A 14,501-nucleotide genomic window follows, 5' to 3' on the forward strand; every position below is an offset into this window, starting at 1 on the left:
GTCACGGGCGAAAGTCACTGGAAGGACTTTGACAGAAGCCGCTTTTTGGCTTCCGAAAAGTCATGAAGTGATCCGAGCCCGTAGGCGCTGGAGCTGAACAATGCCCGAAGGTGCAAAAATTTATACTTTCTTACCTTTCGAAAAGAAAAGCGCTGAACTAAAGCTCAGCGCCTTAACCTTTTATCCGTTTGAAACAACGTCATAACCTTGTTCTTCAATTTCATCCTTCAATTTCTCTAACGTAACGGCACTTTCGTCAAATTCTACGGTTACTTTTTTATCGTCTAAACTAACCTCAGCGGCAGAAACTCCAGTAACTTTTTTCAACGTGCCTTCCACTGCTGACTTACAGTGATTACAAGTCATACCGTCCACACGAATAATCTCTTTTTTCATCTCGTACACTCCTTCTTAAATAATATATCCTACATTTATTCCTGTCTATTTTGGTGGAAATTGGACACTTACATGACCTACAGTTAGAAAACTTATGATTTGGAAAATTGTTGAATCACTTTCATTAATTCGTTTATGGCTTCATCACCATCACCATTTGAAACGGCGTGGGAAACGCAGCCACGGGTATGGTCCTCCAGCAAATTGTAGCCTACTTTTTTTAGGGCGGCATTAATTGCCGATAACTGGACCAGTATATCAACACAATAGCGATCCTCTTCCACCATCCGTTGTATGCCCCGAACTTGTCCTTCGACACGCTTTAAACGATGTATTAGTTCTTTCTTTTCCTCTTCAAACCTCATCGCTGCAGGTTTCTTTTCTGAAGTAAGGGGAATAGTTAATTTTTGATCCATGTCCATACACTCACCTCAATCTGTCTCAATTCCCTCTATTATAACATACCCCTGAGGAGTATCCCGCGTCAACCATGAGCACTTATACAATCAGCAAATTCCATGGCAATTATACATAAATTGATCCCCCAAAACCTCTTTCTATTCTATTATTGCTTATCCAGTTCCTTTTGAACATATAATAGGTGATCTGTATCTTCCTTTTTAACCATCTTTACAAGTGCTGGACGCATTAATTTCGTCCTCAGTTTCGTTGCCTCCACTGTGGCTTCGCATTTGACTTTCGTTCCATCTATTGCTTTTTCAATTGTATAGCGATAAATCACATTCATTCCATTTGCCTCACTTTTTAACGTAACAAGGCGAGACGGTTCTAGGGCGATAATTTCTATTTCAGAACCTACTTTACGGTTAGAGAATTGCCTCATTTCCCGAAATCTACTCCCCACTGCAATGTCCCCACCGGTCAACTTTTCTACGTCACTAACAATCGAATAGATATATTGCCGATTGACCGGATCTGCCAGGAAGTTATATACCGTTTCCACGGGCTTATCCATCACCCGTTCTTCTATAAAATCTGCCATCACACCCACTCCTTTCACTCCGAATATTCCCTGAATTACAGTTATTCTAAAGTTTCCACCGCTAATTCCACTAATTTTTCAGCACCTTGCTGCAATAAATACATCTTATGATACAAACCTTCCTGATCAAGAAGTTGTTGGTGTGTTCCTTGCTCCACAATCTCCCCTTGGTGTAAGACCAGTATTTGATCCGCATCTTTTATCGTGGATAACCGGTGAGCAATGGCAATCGTTGTTCTGCCACGCCTCATTTTTTCTAATGCCTTTTGAATCTCCGTTTCGGTTTCTGTATCCACATTTGCTGTCGCTTCATCCAGAACAAGAATCTTCGGTTTCTTAGCCATGGTTCTAGCAAACGATAACAACTGCCTCTGACCACTGGAAAACGTGGTTCCCCTCTCCCCTACTGGTGTGTGATACCCCTCCGGAAGTTTCTCGATGAATGGAACGGCATGGACAAACTCTGCGGCTGCCTTCACATCTCCATCTGAAATAGATTCATCATACAGACGGATATTATGTTCAATATCACCTACAAATAAAAATGGATCTTGCAGCACGAGGCCTAATTTGGAACGGAGTTCTTCCTCTTCATAAGCTTCAATGGGTACACCATCGACTAATATCTCACCATGTTTTATGGAATAAAAACGCATGAGCAAATTGATGATGGAACTCTTCCCACTTCCCGTATGACCAACGAGGGCGAGTGTTTCCCCTTCTTTGACTTGAAAACTTATATCCTTTAAGACATTCTGTTTTCCATCGTAGGAGAATGTTACGTTTTTAAACTCGATCATTCCCTTTTCGATGGATGGAGAAAGGTTCCCCTGTTTCACCGGAGCAAGTTCATCGTGGTCCATTAGGCGGAACACACGCCCCGCTGAAATCATCGCCTGCTGAAAAATAGATAAACGCTGCATCATCTGGTTCACCGGTTCAAAAAAACGATCTAAATAGTTAATAAAAGCGTATAACACTCCAATTTCAACCGGACTATTAAAAGACGTGATTCCAAAAAAACTTAAAACAAGAATAAGAGCTAAAATAGAAATAAAGTCAACGGCAGGACGTAATAATAAACCATCTAATTTAATACTTTTAAAATGGGCATTAAAGTGTTCTTTATTTGTCTTCTTGAAATCCTGGTTCATTCTCCGTTCTTGCCGAAACACTTGAATAATGGTCATTCCTTGAATGGATTCATTCAGTCGAGCATTTAACTGACTGAGTTTTTCACTCATTTCGGAGTAATACTTTGAACTGAATTTACGATACAACTGCATGATCGTAATAATTATCGGCAATAACACAAGACAGAACAGGGCTAACTGAACATTTAAGAAAAACATGGCAACAAATACACCAATAAGAAAAACAATATTTTGAACAAAAACTGCCATGACACTGACATATAATTCTTTCACTTGTTCTGTGTCATTTGTAATCCTTGAAACTAATCCCCCAGTAGGGAACTGGTCAAAGAAGGACAAACCTAATTTTTCCACTTTAGCGAAAACATCAATTCGAAGCTGCTGAATGATACGTAATGCTATTTTTTGAAATAATAAGGATTGCGAGAAATTCATTATTGCAGATGATAGATAGAGAGCTAAATAACCTGCTCCTAACCAGAGTAATGGTTGAAAATCAAAGATTCTTGGCGTCAAGTAATCATCAATGAAAATTTTAATTAAAATTGGACCAAGGATTTGTGCTCCAGTTCCCCCTACCAATAATAAGAATGCTATAATAAGCCATTTCCAGTGTGGTGTCGCGTATTTCATGAGTCGTTTAAATACGGCTCCTTGCGGTAATGGGACTAATAAGTGTTTATGACGTTCAATCATGAAGATTTACCCCCTTTTTCCACAAGTGACTCTAACTGTTGATGCTCATACATTTTTCGGTACCATCCATTTTGTTCCATTAATTCCCCATGATCGCCCTGTTCGATAATCTGACCTTGCTCGAGAACAAGAATCAAATCAGAATGCTTTATGGCACTCAACCGGTGTGCGGTGATCAACGTGGTTTTCCCCTTGCGGATTTCCCTCAACGATTGGAGGATATGTTCCTCTGTCTTTGCATCCACTGCTGACAGGGAATCATCTAAAATGAGTATTTCCGGATCAGCCAAAAGGGCACGTGCAATGGAAATCCGTTGTTTTTGTCCACCAGAGAGTGTTACGCCCCGCTCCCCTACGATCGTTTCATATCCTTCATCAAATCGGACAATGTCCTCATGAATCGATGCTAATTTGGCTGCCGCGATAATCTCCTGATAACTGGCTTTTGGATTTGCAAACGCAATATTATCAGCGATAGTGGCTGAAAATAAGAAATGATCTTGTGGAACATAACCAATAGATGAGCGTAAAGCATCTAATGTATAGTTATCATGGGCAACCTGATCTAACAAGATTATCCCATCTTCCACTTCAAAGTCCCTCATTAATGTCTTCGTAAGCGTGGTCTTTCCGCTCCCGGTTCGACCTGCGATTCCCAATGTTTGTCCCCGTTTCAGTCGGAAGGAAATGTCCTTTAGAACCGGAGAATCACCGGACGTATAAGAAAAGCTATGGATATTAAATTCAATATCCCCTTGAGGGGGAGTTTCTTTCGCTCCTGGTTTATCAACGATGTCCTGTTTTACACGAAGTAGAGCAGACACACGGTCATAGGAGGCCCGTCCCCTTTCGACAATGTTGAATAGCCAACCGAACGCGAGCATCGGCCATATTAACAGACCTAAATAAACCGTAAAGGCAGTAAGTTGCCCGATAGTTAATTCTTCCAACACTACATATCTTGCTCCAAATGCGATAGATAAAAAGAAAGACATACCGACGATAATTTGGATTGTGGGGTCAAATAAGGCATCTACTTTTGCCACATGAATGTTTTTTTCCACCACATCATCCGATTCTTTCTTAAAGCTGGACACTTCCTTCTCTTCATAACCAAACGTCTTTGTCACCCGAATTCCAGACATACTTTCCTGTACTTTATCATTTAAAGAAGAAAAGGCAGCTTGTGCTTTGGAAAAACGTTTATGCAGCATGGAACCGTATTTACTGGTGGCATAAGCCATAAATGGCATTGGAATTAATGCAATTAGTGTGAGTTCCCAGCTAATTGTAACGGCCATCGTTACAATTACAAATCCACCCATGGTTAAGGAGTCTACTAATGTCAACACACCTGCTCCGGCAGTTTGCTCGATAGCCCTTATATCATTGGTAGCATGGGCCATTAAATCCCCCGTTCGACGCTTTTGGAAAAAGGAAGCGGACATTCTGGAAAAATGATCATATAACTTATTTCTTAGAATTCGCGCTAAACGAATCGCAGAACCAAAGATTAAAATTCTCCAGACATATCTGAGAATATATACGATAATTGCTAACGCAAATAAAACCCCCATCCACTGTACTAAAACCGTTCGTGTTAACGTATTCCTATCAATATGGTCAACAATAACCCCGATAACATATGGAGGTAGGAGAGATAAAAAAGACACGAGGGCAAGCACTACTATACCACCGCCGTATTTCCATTTTTCCTCTTTAAAGTACCACAATAAATCAATAAAAACTCGCATCCTGCTGCACCTCAACCTTACGTATATGTATTTTACAAAAGACCATTACCATCATATCAGATATGGAAATGACCGAAAAGAAAAACAATTCAACTAATGAATTGTTAAGTGTATCAGTTAAAAATCTTCTAATCTAACTTAGTTTTTAATCCTCCATGCAATCATAAACTTTTCCACGATAGAAAAACACTCCAAACCGGAGTGTTTCTAATTATTTCATATTATTTTGCATTGCTTTCATCATTTGATTTATCTTCTTTTGGGACGGATTCATTCCCATTTGCATCATCATGACACGAAGCATTTTTTCATTAATTGGCGGATTCTTTTTCATATAACTCATCATATACTGTCGGGCGATGAAGAAACCTAGTGCAACTCCTGCCAACAGAGCGATGACACCGACTAAAATATTTACCCACATTTTCGGTGACCCTCCTTCTCGTTGTTGTATCCAACTTTATCTATTTCTAATAGGAACCTTATTTATTATAACGTATTGGCATGTGTAAGAAAAGAGAACTTGATAAAAAATGTTAAAAATCGTCTAGGATTGTTGAACGATATCTAAAGATTTAATTGGTTTTAGCCACCCGTAACGATTCTGTGAGTATTCCATCGCCAGGAAGAAGGAGTGGTACTGTCGAAGAACTTCAAAAAAACAAGCTTCCGCATCATAACTCCCTTCTGAATAGAGAGTAATATAGTCATCATGTATATAAAGGCCTGCCTGACTATTCTCTTCATCCATAATTATATAATGTTTAAAGTCCACAACTGAATAGCCATACTTGTTCTTTAATTCATTCTGTAAATAAACGTGAAGTCTTTCTTTATTAATACTCTTAATAATAAAGTCTATTTGACGATCGGTCACTTCTTTGAGATTACCCTTTGCTGACCGATTTTCCTGAAACAAACGGAACAACTTTGTCTCCAATCCAAAATATGCATTTGCAATCTCTTCACGAATAATATAAATTTCATATTCTCTCATCAACTCACCCCCCCAAGGGATTCCTATTTCGTTATTATAATGGACAAGACTAATAATAATTGTCACACTACGGAGGGAAGATTGACTTCTTTTGTCGAAAGCCACTATCACAAATGAAAAACAGTGCCTGATATTGGAATCAGACACTGTTTTTCATTATTTTTCCAGTAAATGTTTAAATTGGGTAACCACGTTTTCAACAGTAAATCCATATTCTTTTATAATCTTATCCCCTGGTGCTGAGGCTCCAAATCCATCAATAGCTAAAACGGATCCAAAGTCACCAGTATATTTATCCCACCCTAATGGAGTTGCCATTTCAATTCCAAGGCGAGCCTTTAGATGTGGTGGGATCACGGAGTTTTTATATTCTCGACTTTGTTTTTCAAATCGGTCCCAGCTCGGCATACTCACCACATTCACGAATATCCCTTCTTTCTCAAGGGCCTGCTGGGCTTCTACTGCTAAACCAACTTCAGAACCTGATGCAAGTAGTAATCCTGCCGCTTCCCCATTAGCCTCTGAAATCACATAAGCACCTTTTTTGACTCCTTCATAAGCACTGTCTTTCGTACCTTCTATTGTTGGAAGCCCTTGGCGAGTTAGAACAAGTGCCGTAGGCTGATCTGTACTTTCCACAGCCAATTTCCACGCTGCCACCGTTTCATTCCCGTCTCCAGGACGAATTAATGATAAACCTGGCATTGCCCTTAAAGCAGGAAGTTGTTCCACAGGTTCATGAGTTGGTCCATCTTCCCCAACAGCAATACTATCGTGGGTAAAAACAAACGTAACTGGAATTTGCATCAAGGCTGAAAGACGAACAGCTGGTCTTAAGTAGTCGGAAAATACAAAGAAAGTTGCATTAAACGGTTTTAATCCCCCATGGAGTGCAATCCCATTAGCTGCCGCTGCCATTGCAAATTCCCGTACACCAAACCAAATATTTCTTCCCGCATAGTTATCCCTAGAGAAATCAGACTCCCCTTTTAGCATCGTTTTATTAGAAGATGCAAGGTCTGCTGATCCCCCAAAAAGGGCAGGGATATTTTTTGCAAGGGCATTTAGTGCTTCCCCACCAGATTCTCGGCTCGCTTTTTTATCTCCCACTTCATACACGGGAACATCTTTATCCCAGCCTTCTGGTAAATCTCCATGGATTGCTGTTGTCAGTTGTGTTGCCAAGTCAGGATATTCTTTTTTGTATTGATCGAACAAATCATTCCATGCTTTTTCCTTTGCTGCCCCTTCTTCTGCTAACTTTTCATAATGCTCAGCCACTTCGTTTGGGACGTGAAAATCTTCTTCAAATGTCCATTTATATGCCTCTTTTGTGAGCTTCGCTTCTTCTTCCCCTAATGGGGCTCCATGGGAAGCGGATTTACCACTTTTATTCGGGGAACCGTATCCGATCGTTGTTTTCACTTCGATTAAAGTAGGTCTATCATCAGCCTTTGCTCCTTCGATCGCCTTTGAAATTTCTTCAATATCATTTCCGTCATTTACACGAATCACTTGCCATCCATAGGCTTTATAACGGTCTTCCACATTCTCTGAAAATGAATGATGTAAGTCCCCGTCCAAGGAAATGTCATTGGAATCATACAATACAATGAGACGTCCTAACTTTAGATGTCCTGCTAAGGAAGCGGATTCCGAGGATATCCCTTCCATTAAATCTCCATCACCACAAATACTGTATGTAAAGTGGTCAATCAGGTTAAAGTTATCTTTATTATATGTGGCGGCTAAATGTCGCTCGGCCATCGCCATCCCTGTTGCCATAGCCAACCCTTGACCAAGGGGGCCTGTCGTTGCCTCCACCCCTGGGGTATGACCATATTCTGGATGACCTGGAGTTTTGCTTCCCCATTGACGGAAGTTTTTTAGGTCGTTCATAGACACATCATAACCGTGTAAGTGTAGTAAACTATATAATAGCATCGAACCATGTCCTGCAGATAAAACAAATCGGTCTCGGTTAAACCACTTGGGGTTTTTCGGGTTATGATTCATATAATTTGCAAAGAGTGTATATGCCATTGGTGCAGAACCCATTGGCATCCCTGGGTGACCAGATTGTGCCTTTTCAATACTGTCAATTGATAAAGTTCGTATCGTATTAATCGATAACGCTTCAATTGTTTTCATGTGACAATCATCCTTTCTTCGTGATCTTGTTTTCATGATAAACTTTCTACTATTGCAAAACAAATGTTGCATTTCCAGGGTCTTAAATGTTTACCCTATCACAAGAAATTTGAGCATAATGATAAAAAAGAAGAACTATCCTTTGATAGTCTTCTACATTTTCAATGAATCCATCCATTGTTGTTATCTTTTTTCTTCTCCTGTTTTAGTTTCTCAGGAGTAACGTCATTTCCTTCCTCATCGACGATCTTCACAGATTTTAACTGATTACTAAATGACTTCCGTACATTTTTAATATATTCAGTCCTAAGATTTTTTTGTTCCTGCTGTTCCTTTAAACTTAGTCCTTCTGATTTCGATTTTTTCGCCAATTCATTTATCCGTTGCAGCTTTTCTTTTCCAAGCATTCGATTATAAAACCTCCATATAATATTGTAGTTTCATTTTACAAAACAACATGGATGTTTTCAAATGTCACGATTCGAATCTGTATTGTTCTCCTGAAAAAATTCCTGATATCTCCGGTGGGCAGTCGCTTTAGAGAGGTCATAACCAAATCCCCTTAATGTGGCAGCCACTTCATGAAAGGTTAAACCTGTATCCTTAAGCCGAATAATTTCCTTTACGGGAACTTCCTTTCGCTTCCTCCCGACGGCATTATTTTTCCAATTGAGATTCTTTTCCGGACGGTATCCTTCTGCAACAGCTTTCTTCATTCCCCGCTTTATTTTCACATTATGTAATTTTCTCTGGTATTCTTCCACTATGGAGACGATATCCAACACCATTGTATCTGTTTCTGATAACGATAACTCCCCTTGATCTTCAATGGTCAGAACTTTAATCTTCCATTTAAGTAGCTGGTGGAGAATTGCCATCTTTGCATTCCCTCTGCCAAGCCTAGTATCATCCTGTATTAAAAGGATGTTGGCATTCCCTTCTTTAAAAAGGGATAACATGTCTAAAATTCCTTCCCGATCCACATCATAACCGCTCGCTTTTTCCTCGATTACTTTAATAATTGCTATTCCTTGCTTTACTGCTAAGTGGAGAAGCTCTCTCTTTTGCCTTTCCAACGAAGATGTTTGTGACTCTTTTATTGTACTGACACGGACGTAAATAATACCTTTCATTCGGAAACATATACCGTTAACTGTGCCGGTACTTCCAACGTTTGTCCTGGAAAGATCGATTCGTTTTCCAGATTATTTTTTGACTTCATCCATACGATCGTCTGCTCAATGGAAAGATTTGTGTTCTCGTAATTGTTTGCCGCAATCGTCCAGAGAGATTCCCCTTCCGTTACGACCCACTCACTGGAAATGTATTCGTTTAAATACGAAGGTTCTTTATCCGATGATGTTATGGTTGTCCAGGCAAATAATGCTGCTGATACAAAAAGAATAATAACAGAAAAATCCAGACCTTTTTTTAATTTATTCATATATTTCATGATTCATCACCTCTACAAGAATGTATGTTCTCATTTATTATATAAAGAACGTTTGTTCCTGTCAAGGGATAAATAGAACGAATGTTTGCACCATTTTTATAACCATGTTATACTGAAACTAACGTAATGATGGATAAATTATGAAATTATTTTTTAATAGGATACGGTTGATTGGATCTTAATGACAACATAAAAGAGGTGTACAATATGACAAAGCTATCAAAACGGCAACAGGATATACTAGAATTCATAAAGGAAGAAGTAAATAAAAGGGGCTATCCCCCTTCCGTACGGGAAATTGGGGAAGCGGTTGGACTAGCGTCCAGTTCCACAGTTCATGGACATCTATCCCGATTGGAGAAAAAAGGATACATACGAAGAGATCCCACAAAACCCCGTGCCATTGAAGTGATGGGAGCAGACCGGGACGCTTCCCGTTTCCCGGAGAGCCCATCTGTCTATGTCCCAATTATCGGTAAAGTTACTGCCGGGGAGCCCATTACCGCAATTGAAAATATTGAGGAATACATTCCCCTTCCTGCATCCTTAGTCCATGATGAAAATTCCTTTGTTTTGGAGATTTCCGGTGATTCCATGATTGAAGCTGGGATTTTTGATGGGGATTATGTGGTCGTCCGCCAACAGCAGAGCGCATCAAACGGAGATATCGTTGTTGCCATGACAGAGGAAGATGAAGCGACAGTAAAACGATTCTTTAAAGAGAAAGATCATATACGTCTTCAGCCAGAAAATTCTACACTGGAGCCAATTATTTTAGAAAACGTTTCTATCTTAGGAAAAGTTATAGGCGTTTTCCGTACATTACATTAATAAAAGATTTAAGCTTGCTAAACACAAGGGCTCCCTTGTTGTGGCAAGCTTTTTTTCATACTATTCTCATCTATCCTATTACCTATTCCGTAGTTTAAGAACAGTAGCTTTGTTTTCGAAATAAAAAAACGCCAGAAGCCTTAGGCCTCTAGCGTTCTTTCTTATTAATAAACCGTCATGTACTGTTCTCTCTCCCAAGGGTGTACTTGCGTACGGAACATAATTCATAGGTAAAATATATATAATAAGAGTATAAAAACCCCATTATATCAGCATATTCATAAAATTGTTTTTCATTCCATTTAATAATTTTTCATGACTTTGTGGGCAAATTGTGGGTGTTTTTGTGGGCAAATTGAATAGCTATAAACCGTTGATATCACTAACTTTGTTGTGGTTATTAATACTGTAAACCATTACTATAAATTTGTCAAAATAAAAATAAAAACGAGGGAAAATATCCCCCGTTAATCCTTCCACACGCTTTTTGTATGTTCAAACTGCTCTCGCATATCGCCAGTATCAATATCCGTATTTGCTTCAATCCACTGGATACCTTGTTCCAATTGATCATAGTTATCTGTACTATTAATTATCTCTTCAATATAAGATTGTTCAATTACCCTTTTTAAAATTGTAGGAACAGACTTTTTATCATTGTAGTTCAAATATGATTTAACCTTATCCAAAGCCTTCTCAATCTCCGGCACTACCTTTCTAACACCATTTACATACTCATCTGTATCTGCATGGATTTTATTCCGACCTTCACGGTCACTCAATGCGTTACTAAGATTTTGCAACAAATCAGTCAACTGGAGGTTTTCTTTTCTCACAGTGTATCCCCTTCCTCGTAAACATCATCTGAACTTATATACTCTACCCTGCTTTTATAATCCAAAAGAAAATCATTAGATAATGTAATTGTATTTCTTAAGCGCTCAATGGTATCTTTAACACGTTTATTATCTTTTTCATTATCATCAAGATTCAGAAAACTTTCTAGTCGATTGGAAAGTTGATCAACTCTGCTATCTATAGCGTGTATTATTTCTCTCAACTCATCATGTGACAATTTGAGTTTAATATCAGCCATTGTATATACACTCATCAGAATCATTGTCATAAACACGCTCCACATTAGCAGTAACATCATGGATATATAGTGGCTTAACTTTACCGTTACGTTTAACTAAGACTTGAATTTCATCATTAGGCAGTGCATTGTGAACGCTATCTGCTTGCAAAAAAATGTCTAATAGTGATTTAGATTCAAGTGATACAGTTAATTCTAACTTTACATGACCTTCTAATTTGCCAGTTTCAACAGCAGTAACCTTTTCAACTTTATTCATTTTAAATTCCTCCTAGTTTTTGTTTACCTTTTATGGAGGAATTGAGGCTAGTCTGTTATTATGTAACTACAGACCTCCATAAAAGGGTTTGTGTTCAGGAATCAGTGTCTCTTGGCGGGATGGCTGATTCCTTTTATTTTTGTTCCTCATTGATACCTAAGTCATTTTGAATCAAATTAATTAAATAATCTTGAATTGTCGTGTCTTCTGTGACAGTTTTAATTTTGATTTGTCTATGAAGTTCTTCAGACAATCTAATGGTGATTGATTTTATTGTCTCCACCTCCTCTTAATTGCTTAATTACATGTTAACATGCAAACTTGTAACATGTCAAACATTATTTTGTATTATTTTTACTGTTTTATTCATTCTAAATATTTTCAAGTATCCATTGTGAAGCTGTTTGAAATTTTCAATTGTCACCAAACTGACGACAAAAGAAAAAGACCGCCTATTTAGCAGTCTGTAAAGTAATTAAAATGTCATGTACACTTTTAAACTGAAACACCTTAACATTTTTTGTTTTTAAGTCGTACTTACAGTCACTAAGCAGTATCACATAAGGAAATACTTTTTTATTTTTCGGCTGCCATTTAAAAGACTGCCATTCACCACTTTTATAAAACTCCTCATATAGATCAATTTTCTTTTGCATTACTTTTTGACTGTATACTGTTCTTTGTACTTCAAAGTAGAAAGGTGAATTACGAAATACAACCCAAATATCAGGCCTTACGTCTGCATTGAAACGTGGTTCTATATCAAAAGTTTTAGGTTGTGCTAGGTCGATGAAGGTATCTGCTATGGCTAAAAAGTGGTCGATTTTATTGCTATTACGTTTAATAGAAGTATTTGATTTTGGTATATAGACATAAGGCATTCTACTTGGAGCTTTGACTAAATATCCTCTGTCTCTAAGTCGCTTTAAACTGATATTTGCGTTGTTCTGTGGACGTTGACAATGATTAAAGAACATTCTCTCAATGTGATAACGCTCCAGACAACGAAACTTTTCAACAGCTTTAATAATCTGTTTATCTCGGTGAATCATTCGTCATCATCCTCTAATAGTCCACCTTGAAGGCCGTCTAGTTCATCGTCTTCATTATCCTCATTCACTTCAATATTCCATTCTTCTGGTTTCACTTTGTAATGCTTTAATAACTTTTGCAACTTCTTTTCATCTAAAAACAGTGCTTGTAATTCTGGTATTCCTTCAACAGTGATTGAATCAAGTAAGAAATGTCCGTTTCCTTTTAAATCCTCTGCTCCTGGTGTGCCTATGACATTTGCATTAGTCCTGTTTCGAGTTTTAAATCCCATCGTTGCATTGAGATTGTTTTTTAATCGGCTATCTAACGTTTTAGAATCTGGTCTAAGAATCGAAAGTATCAAAATTACCCCCAATGCTCTCCCTCTATTACTTATTTCCAATAAACATTCCATAGCATCTTTATCATGTAGTGAAGCAAATTCATCAATGGCAATAACGATATAAGGCACCGGATTTTCTTTTAAATCCTTAACATGAGTAACTTCCTCTTTTACAATTAATTCTTGTCGTCTATCTAATTCATCCATCACACCAAATAGCATTTCTTTTGCTTCTTTTGCATTCATGCATAATTGTTTAACGTGCTTAACATATCTAAAAAAAGCAAACTCAGCCATTTTCATATCAGCTAAATAAAGCTCTAAATTATTTGGAGGCATTGCTGCAATTAAAGTCATTAAGATACTTCTTAATTGCGTACTTTTTCCACTACCGGTAGTTCCACTAATTAGAAGATGTGGATTTTCGATTAAATCAAATGTTACCAATTCATTATTTTTATTAAACCCTGCTACAATTGGAATTTCATGATCTGTAATATCATCTTTAAACTTATCGAAATTCCAATTAATTTTATCTTTTAAGTCATTGGAGTAAACAGTGAGCGTATATTTTTTAATACCATCGGTTTTTATTTCTAGGGTGCGCCCAAACACTTGATAAAAGGCGTACTCCTTTTTTTTGACTTCTTTTGGATCTTGCCCATTCAATAACGTAAATACATATTCAACCTTTTTTCCCTCATTTAATACTCTAGCTGAGTGTATCTTAGGATATACTTTCTTCTTATCTTTATAACTTTGATACTCTCGATAAACCCCACCTGCTTTAAACGCTCTGATTAATTGCCTTTTTAACTTCCTCTCTAATAACTTTTGTTTAAACATTGCTCCCCTCCTATAGCAAAGGATTAAAAAAGGAAAGAACAATCAGAGCTGCAATTATAGTTAATGGCATGAACAATTTCATAAAATTAACTATTCCCTCTGCAATGTCTTCATTTCCTTTTCGTACTGCAATATTTTCTGAGATAGCAATTGCTAAAGCAAATACACAAGTGATACCGATAACAACATATCCAGTAGTAAAGACAGGTAAGGATAGTGTTTTTAATTCGTTTAGCTCAATGTCTATCCTTTCATTCCTTATAAACTCTCTAAAATCAATTGTTTTAGTTTTCACCACTATAATCCTCTGAAAAATCATTTTCCAAGGTTTTCATAGCCTCATCAATTGTGACTGGAATAATTTCGCATTCATGACCTTTTTCTTTTACCTCACTCTTATTACCATGTTCCAAGCCAGTATTATAAGCTAACAATGCAGTTGCAATTCCAATGAAGACTGTCCCCAAAGTTATCAACTCTATTCCTCCTT

The 14,501-nt window shown here is 37.8% G+C and carries 19 protein-coding genes; 1 reads left to right on the forward strand and 18 read right to left on the reverse strand.

The window, feature by feature from the left end; translation table 11 throughout:
* Positions 1-180 precede the first annotated feature (180 nt).
* The 11 genes from copZ to yneA form a co-directional block, all read right to left on the reverse strand.
* On the reverse strand, positions 181-396 hold the full coding sequence (gene copZ / locus KS419_RS21850; RefSeq protein WP_217068923.1) for a copper chaperone CopZ: 216 nt from the start codon (positions 394-396) through the stop codon (positions 181-183).
* Between the two features lie 92 nt (positions 397-488).
* Complete coding sequence (locus KS419_RS21855; RefSeq protein ID WP_281419871.1) at positions 489-812, reverse strand: metal-sensing transcriptional repressor; 324 nt, start codon at positions 810-812, stop codon at positions 489-491.
* A 149-nt stretch (positions 813-961) separates the two neighbouring features.
* Entirely contained in the window at positions 962-1,399 is a 438-nt protein-coding gene (locus KS419_RS21860) for an SRPBCC family protein (RefSeq protein ID WP_217068925.1), read from the reverse strand.
* A 41-nt stretch (positions 1,400-1,440) separates the two neighbouring features.
* The gene (locus KS419_RS21865) at positions 1,441-3,249 is read right to left on the reverse strand and encodes an ABC transporter ATP-binding protein (RefSeq protein ID WP_217068927.1); all 1,809 of its coding nucleotides are present in this window, start codon (positions 3,247-3,249) and stop codon (positions 1,441-1,443) included.
* Positions 3,246-5,003 (reverse strand): ABC transporter transmembrane domain-containing protein, encoded by a 1,758-nt coding sequence (locus tag KS419_RS21870; RefSeq protein WP_217068929.1) that lies wholly within the window; start codon positions 5,001-5,003, stop codon positions 3,246-3,248. Before KS419_RS21870 ends, KS419_RS21865 begins: the two co-directional genes overlap by 4 nt.
* A gap of 211 nt (positions 5,004-5,214) precedes the next feature.
* Complete coding sequence (locus KS419_RS21875; protein ID WP_217068931.1) at positions 5,215-5,427, reverse strand: YneF family protein; 213 nt, start codon at positions 5,425-5,427, stop codon at positions 5,215-5,217.
* Between the two features lie 123 nt (positions 5,428-5,550).
* The gene (gene sirA, locus KS419_RS21880; protein ID WP_217068933.1) at positions 5,551-6,000 is read right to left on the reverse strand and encodes a sporulation inhibitor of replication protein SirA; all 450 of its coding nucleotides are present in this window, start codon (positions 5,998-6,000) and stop codon (positions 5,551-5,553) included.
* A 156-nt stretch (positions 6,001-6,156) separates the two neighbouring features.
* Positions 6,157-8,151 (reverse strand): transketolase, encoded by a 1,995-nt coding sequence (gene tkt, locus KS419_RS21885; protein WP_217068935.1) that lies wholly within the window; start codon positions 8,149-8,151, stop codon positions 6,157-6,159.
* Between the two features lie 161 nt (positions 8,152-8,312).
* Positions 8,313-8,558: a DUF896 domain-containing protein gene (locus tag KS419_RS21890; RefSeq protein ID WP_217068937.1), complete on the reverse strand. Its 246-nt coding sequence runs from the start codon at positions 8,556-8,558 to the stop codon at positions 8,313-8,315.
* Positions 8,559-8,618: 60 nt separating this feature from the next.
* On the reverse strand, positions 8,619-9,284 hold the full coding sequence (locus tag KS419_RS21895; RefSeq protein ID WP_217068939.1) for a YneB family resolvase-like protein: 666 nt from the start codon (positions 9,282-9,284) through the stop codon (positions 8,619-8,621).
* A complete protein-coding gene (gene yneA / locus KS419_RS21900) occupies positions 9,281-9,604 on the reverse strand; it encodes a cell division suppressor protein YneA (RefSeq protein ID WP_217068941.1) in 324 nt (107 codons plus the stop codon). The genes KS419_RS21895 and yneA overlap by 4 nt, the downstream gene beginning before the upstream one ends.
* 207 nt (positions 9,605-9,811) lie before the next feature.
* Between yneA and lexA the strand changes: the two genes are divergently transcribed.
* Positions 9,812-10,435: a transcriptional repressor LexA gene (gene lexA, locus KS419_RS21905; protein ID WP_217068943.1), complete on the forward strand. Its 624-nt coding sequence runs from the start codon at positions 9,812-9,814 to the stop codon at positions 10,433-10,435.
* A gap of 467 nt (positions 10,436-10,902) precedes the next feature.
* Here the strand turns inward: lexA and KS419_RS21910 are convergent, their stop codons facing one another.
* From KS419_RS21910 to KS419_RS21940, 7 genes are all read right to left on the reverse strand, one after another.
* Complete coding sequence (locus KS419_RS21910; protein ID WP_217068945.1) at positions 10,903-11,271, reverse strand: hypothetical protein; 369 nt, start codon at positions 11,269-11,271, stop codon at positions 10,903-10,905.
* Positions 11,268-11,531 (reverse strand): hypothetical protein, encoded by a 264-nt coding sequence (locus tag KS419_RS21915; RefSeq protein WP_217068947.1) that lies wholly within the window; start codon positions 11,529-11,531, stop codon positions 11,268-11,270. The genes KS419_RS21910 and KS419_RS21915 overlap by 4 nt, the downstream gene beginning before the upstream one ends.
* Entirely contained in the window at positions 11,524-11,790 is a 267-nt protein-coding gene (locus KS419_RS21920; RefSeq protein ID WP_217068949.1) for a hypothetical protein, read from the reverse strand. Before KS419_RS21920 ends, KS419_RS21915 begins: the two co-directional genes overlap by 8 nt.
* Before the next feature lie 452 nt (positions 11,791-12,242).
* Entirely contained in the window at positions 12,243-12,842 is a 600-nt protein-coding gene (locus KS419_RS21925) for a replication-relaxation family protein (RefSeq protein ID WP_217068951.1), read from the reverse strand.
* Complete coding sequence (locus KS419_RS21930; protein WP_217068953.1) at positions 12,839-14,011, reverse strand: FtsK/SpoIIIE domain-containing protein; 1,173 nt, start codon at positions 14,009-14,011, stop codon at positions 12,839-12,841. The genes KS419_RS21925 and KS419_RS21930 overlap by 4 nt, the downstream gene beginning before the upstream one ends.
* Positions 14,012-14,021: 10 nt before the next feature.
* Positions 14,022-14,306, reverse strand: a complete 285-nt coding sequence (locus KS419_RS21935) for a hypothetical protein (RefSeq protein ID WP_217068955.1) — start codon at positions 14,304-14,306, stop codon at positions 14,022-14,024.
* A complete protein-coding gene (locus KS419_RS21940) occupies positions 14,296-14,487 on the reverse strand; it encodes a hypothetical protein (protein ID WP_217068957.1) in 192 nt (63 codons plus the stop codon). Before KS419_RS21940 ends, KS419_RS21935 begins: the two co-directional genes overlap by 11 nt.
* Between the last annotated feature and the right edge of the window lie 14 nt (positions 14,488-14,501).

The organism is Evansella tamaricis, from assembly GCF_019042215.1.
GTDB lineage: Bacteria > Bacillota > Bacilli > Bacillales > Salisediminibacteriaceae > Evansella > Evansella tamaricis.

Bases quoted from the DNA above. Each gene is read 5' to 3' on its own strand.
- copZ (WP_217068923.1), bottom strand. From the start codon at position 396: ATGAAAAAAGAGATTATTCGTGTGGACGGTATGACTTGTAATCACTGT.
- KS419_RS21855 (WP_281419871.1), bottom strand. From the start codon at position 812: ATGGATCAAAAATTAACTATTCCCCTTACTTCAGAAAAGAAACCTGCA.
- KS419_RS21860 (WP_217068925.1), bottom strand. From the start codon at position 1,399: ATGGCAGATTTTATAGAAGAACGGGTGATGGATAAGCCCGTGGAAACG.
- KS419_RS21865 (WP_217068927.1), bottom strand. From the start codon at position 3,249: ATGATTGAACGTCATAAACACTTATTAGTCCCATTACCGCAAGGAGCC.
- KS419_RS21870 (WP_217068929.1), bottom strand. From the start codon at position 5,003: ATGCGAGTTTTTATTGATTTATTGTGGTACTTTAAAGAGGAAAAATGG.
- KS419_RS21875 (WP_217068931.1), bottom strand. From the start codon at position 5,427: ATGTGGGTAAATATTTTAGTCGGTGTCATCGCTCTGTTGGCAGGAGTT.
- sirA (WP_217068933.1), bottom strand. From the start codon at position 6,000: ATGAGAGAATATGAAATTTATATTATTCGTGAAGAGATTGCAAATGCA.
- tkt (WP_217068935.1), bottom strand. From the start codon at position 8,151: ATGAAAACAATTGAAGCGTTATCGATTAATACGATACGAACTTTATCA.
- KS419_RS21890 (WP_217068937.1), bottom strand. From the start codon at position 8,558: ATGCTTGGAAAAGAAAAGCTGCAACGGATAAATGAATTGGCGAAAAAA.
- KS419_RS21895 (WP_217068939.1), bottom strand. From the start codon at position 9,284: ATGAAAGGTATTATTTACGTCCGTGTCAGTACAATAAAAGAGTCACAA.
- yneA (WP_217068941.1), bottom strand. From the start codon at position 9,604: ATGAAATATATGAATAAATTAAAAAAAGGTCTGGATTTTTCTGTTATT.
- lexA (WP_217068943.1), top strand. From the start codon at position 9,812: ATGACAAAGCTATCAAAACGGCAACAGGATATACTAGAATTCATAAAG.
- KS419_RS21915 (WP_217068947.1), bottom strand. From the start codon at position 11,531: ATGGCTGATATTAAACTCAAATTGTCACATGATGAGTTGAGAGAAATA.
- KS419_RS21920 (WP_217068949.1), bottom strand. From the start codon at position 11,790: ATGAATAAAGTTGAAAAGGTTACTGCTGTTGAAACTGGCAAATTAGAA.
- KS419_RS21925 (WP_217068951.1), bottom strand. From the start codon at position 12,842: ATGATTCACCGAGATAAACAGATTATTAAAGCTGTTGAAAAGTTTCGT.
- KS419_RS21930 (WP_217068953.1), bottom strand. From the start codon at position 14,011: ATGTTTAAACAAAAGTTATTAGAGAGGAAGTTAAAAAGGCAATTAATC.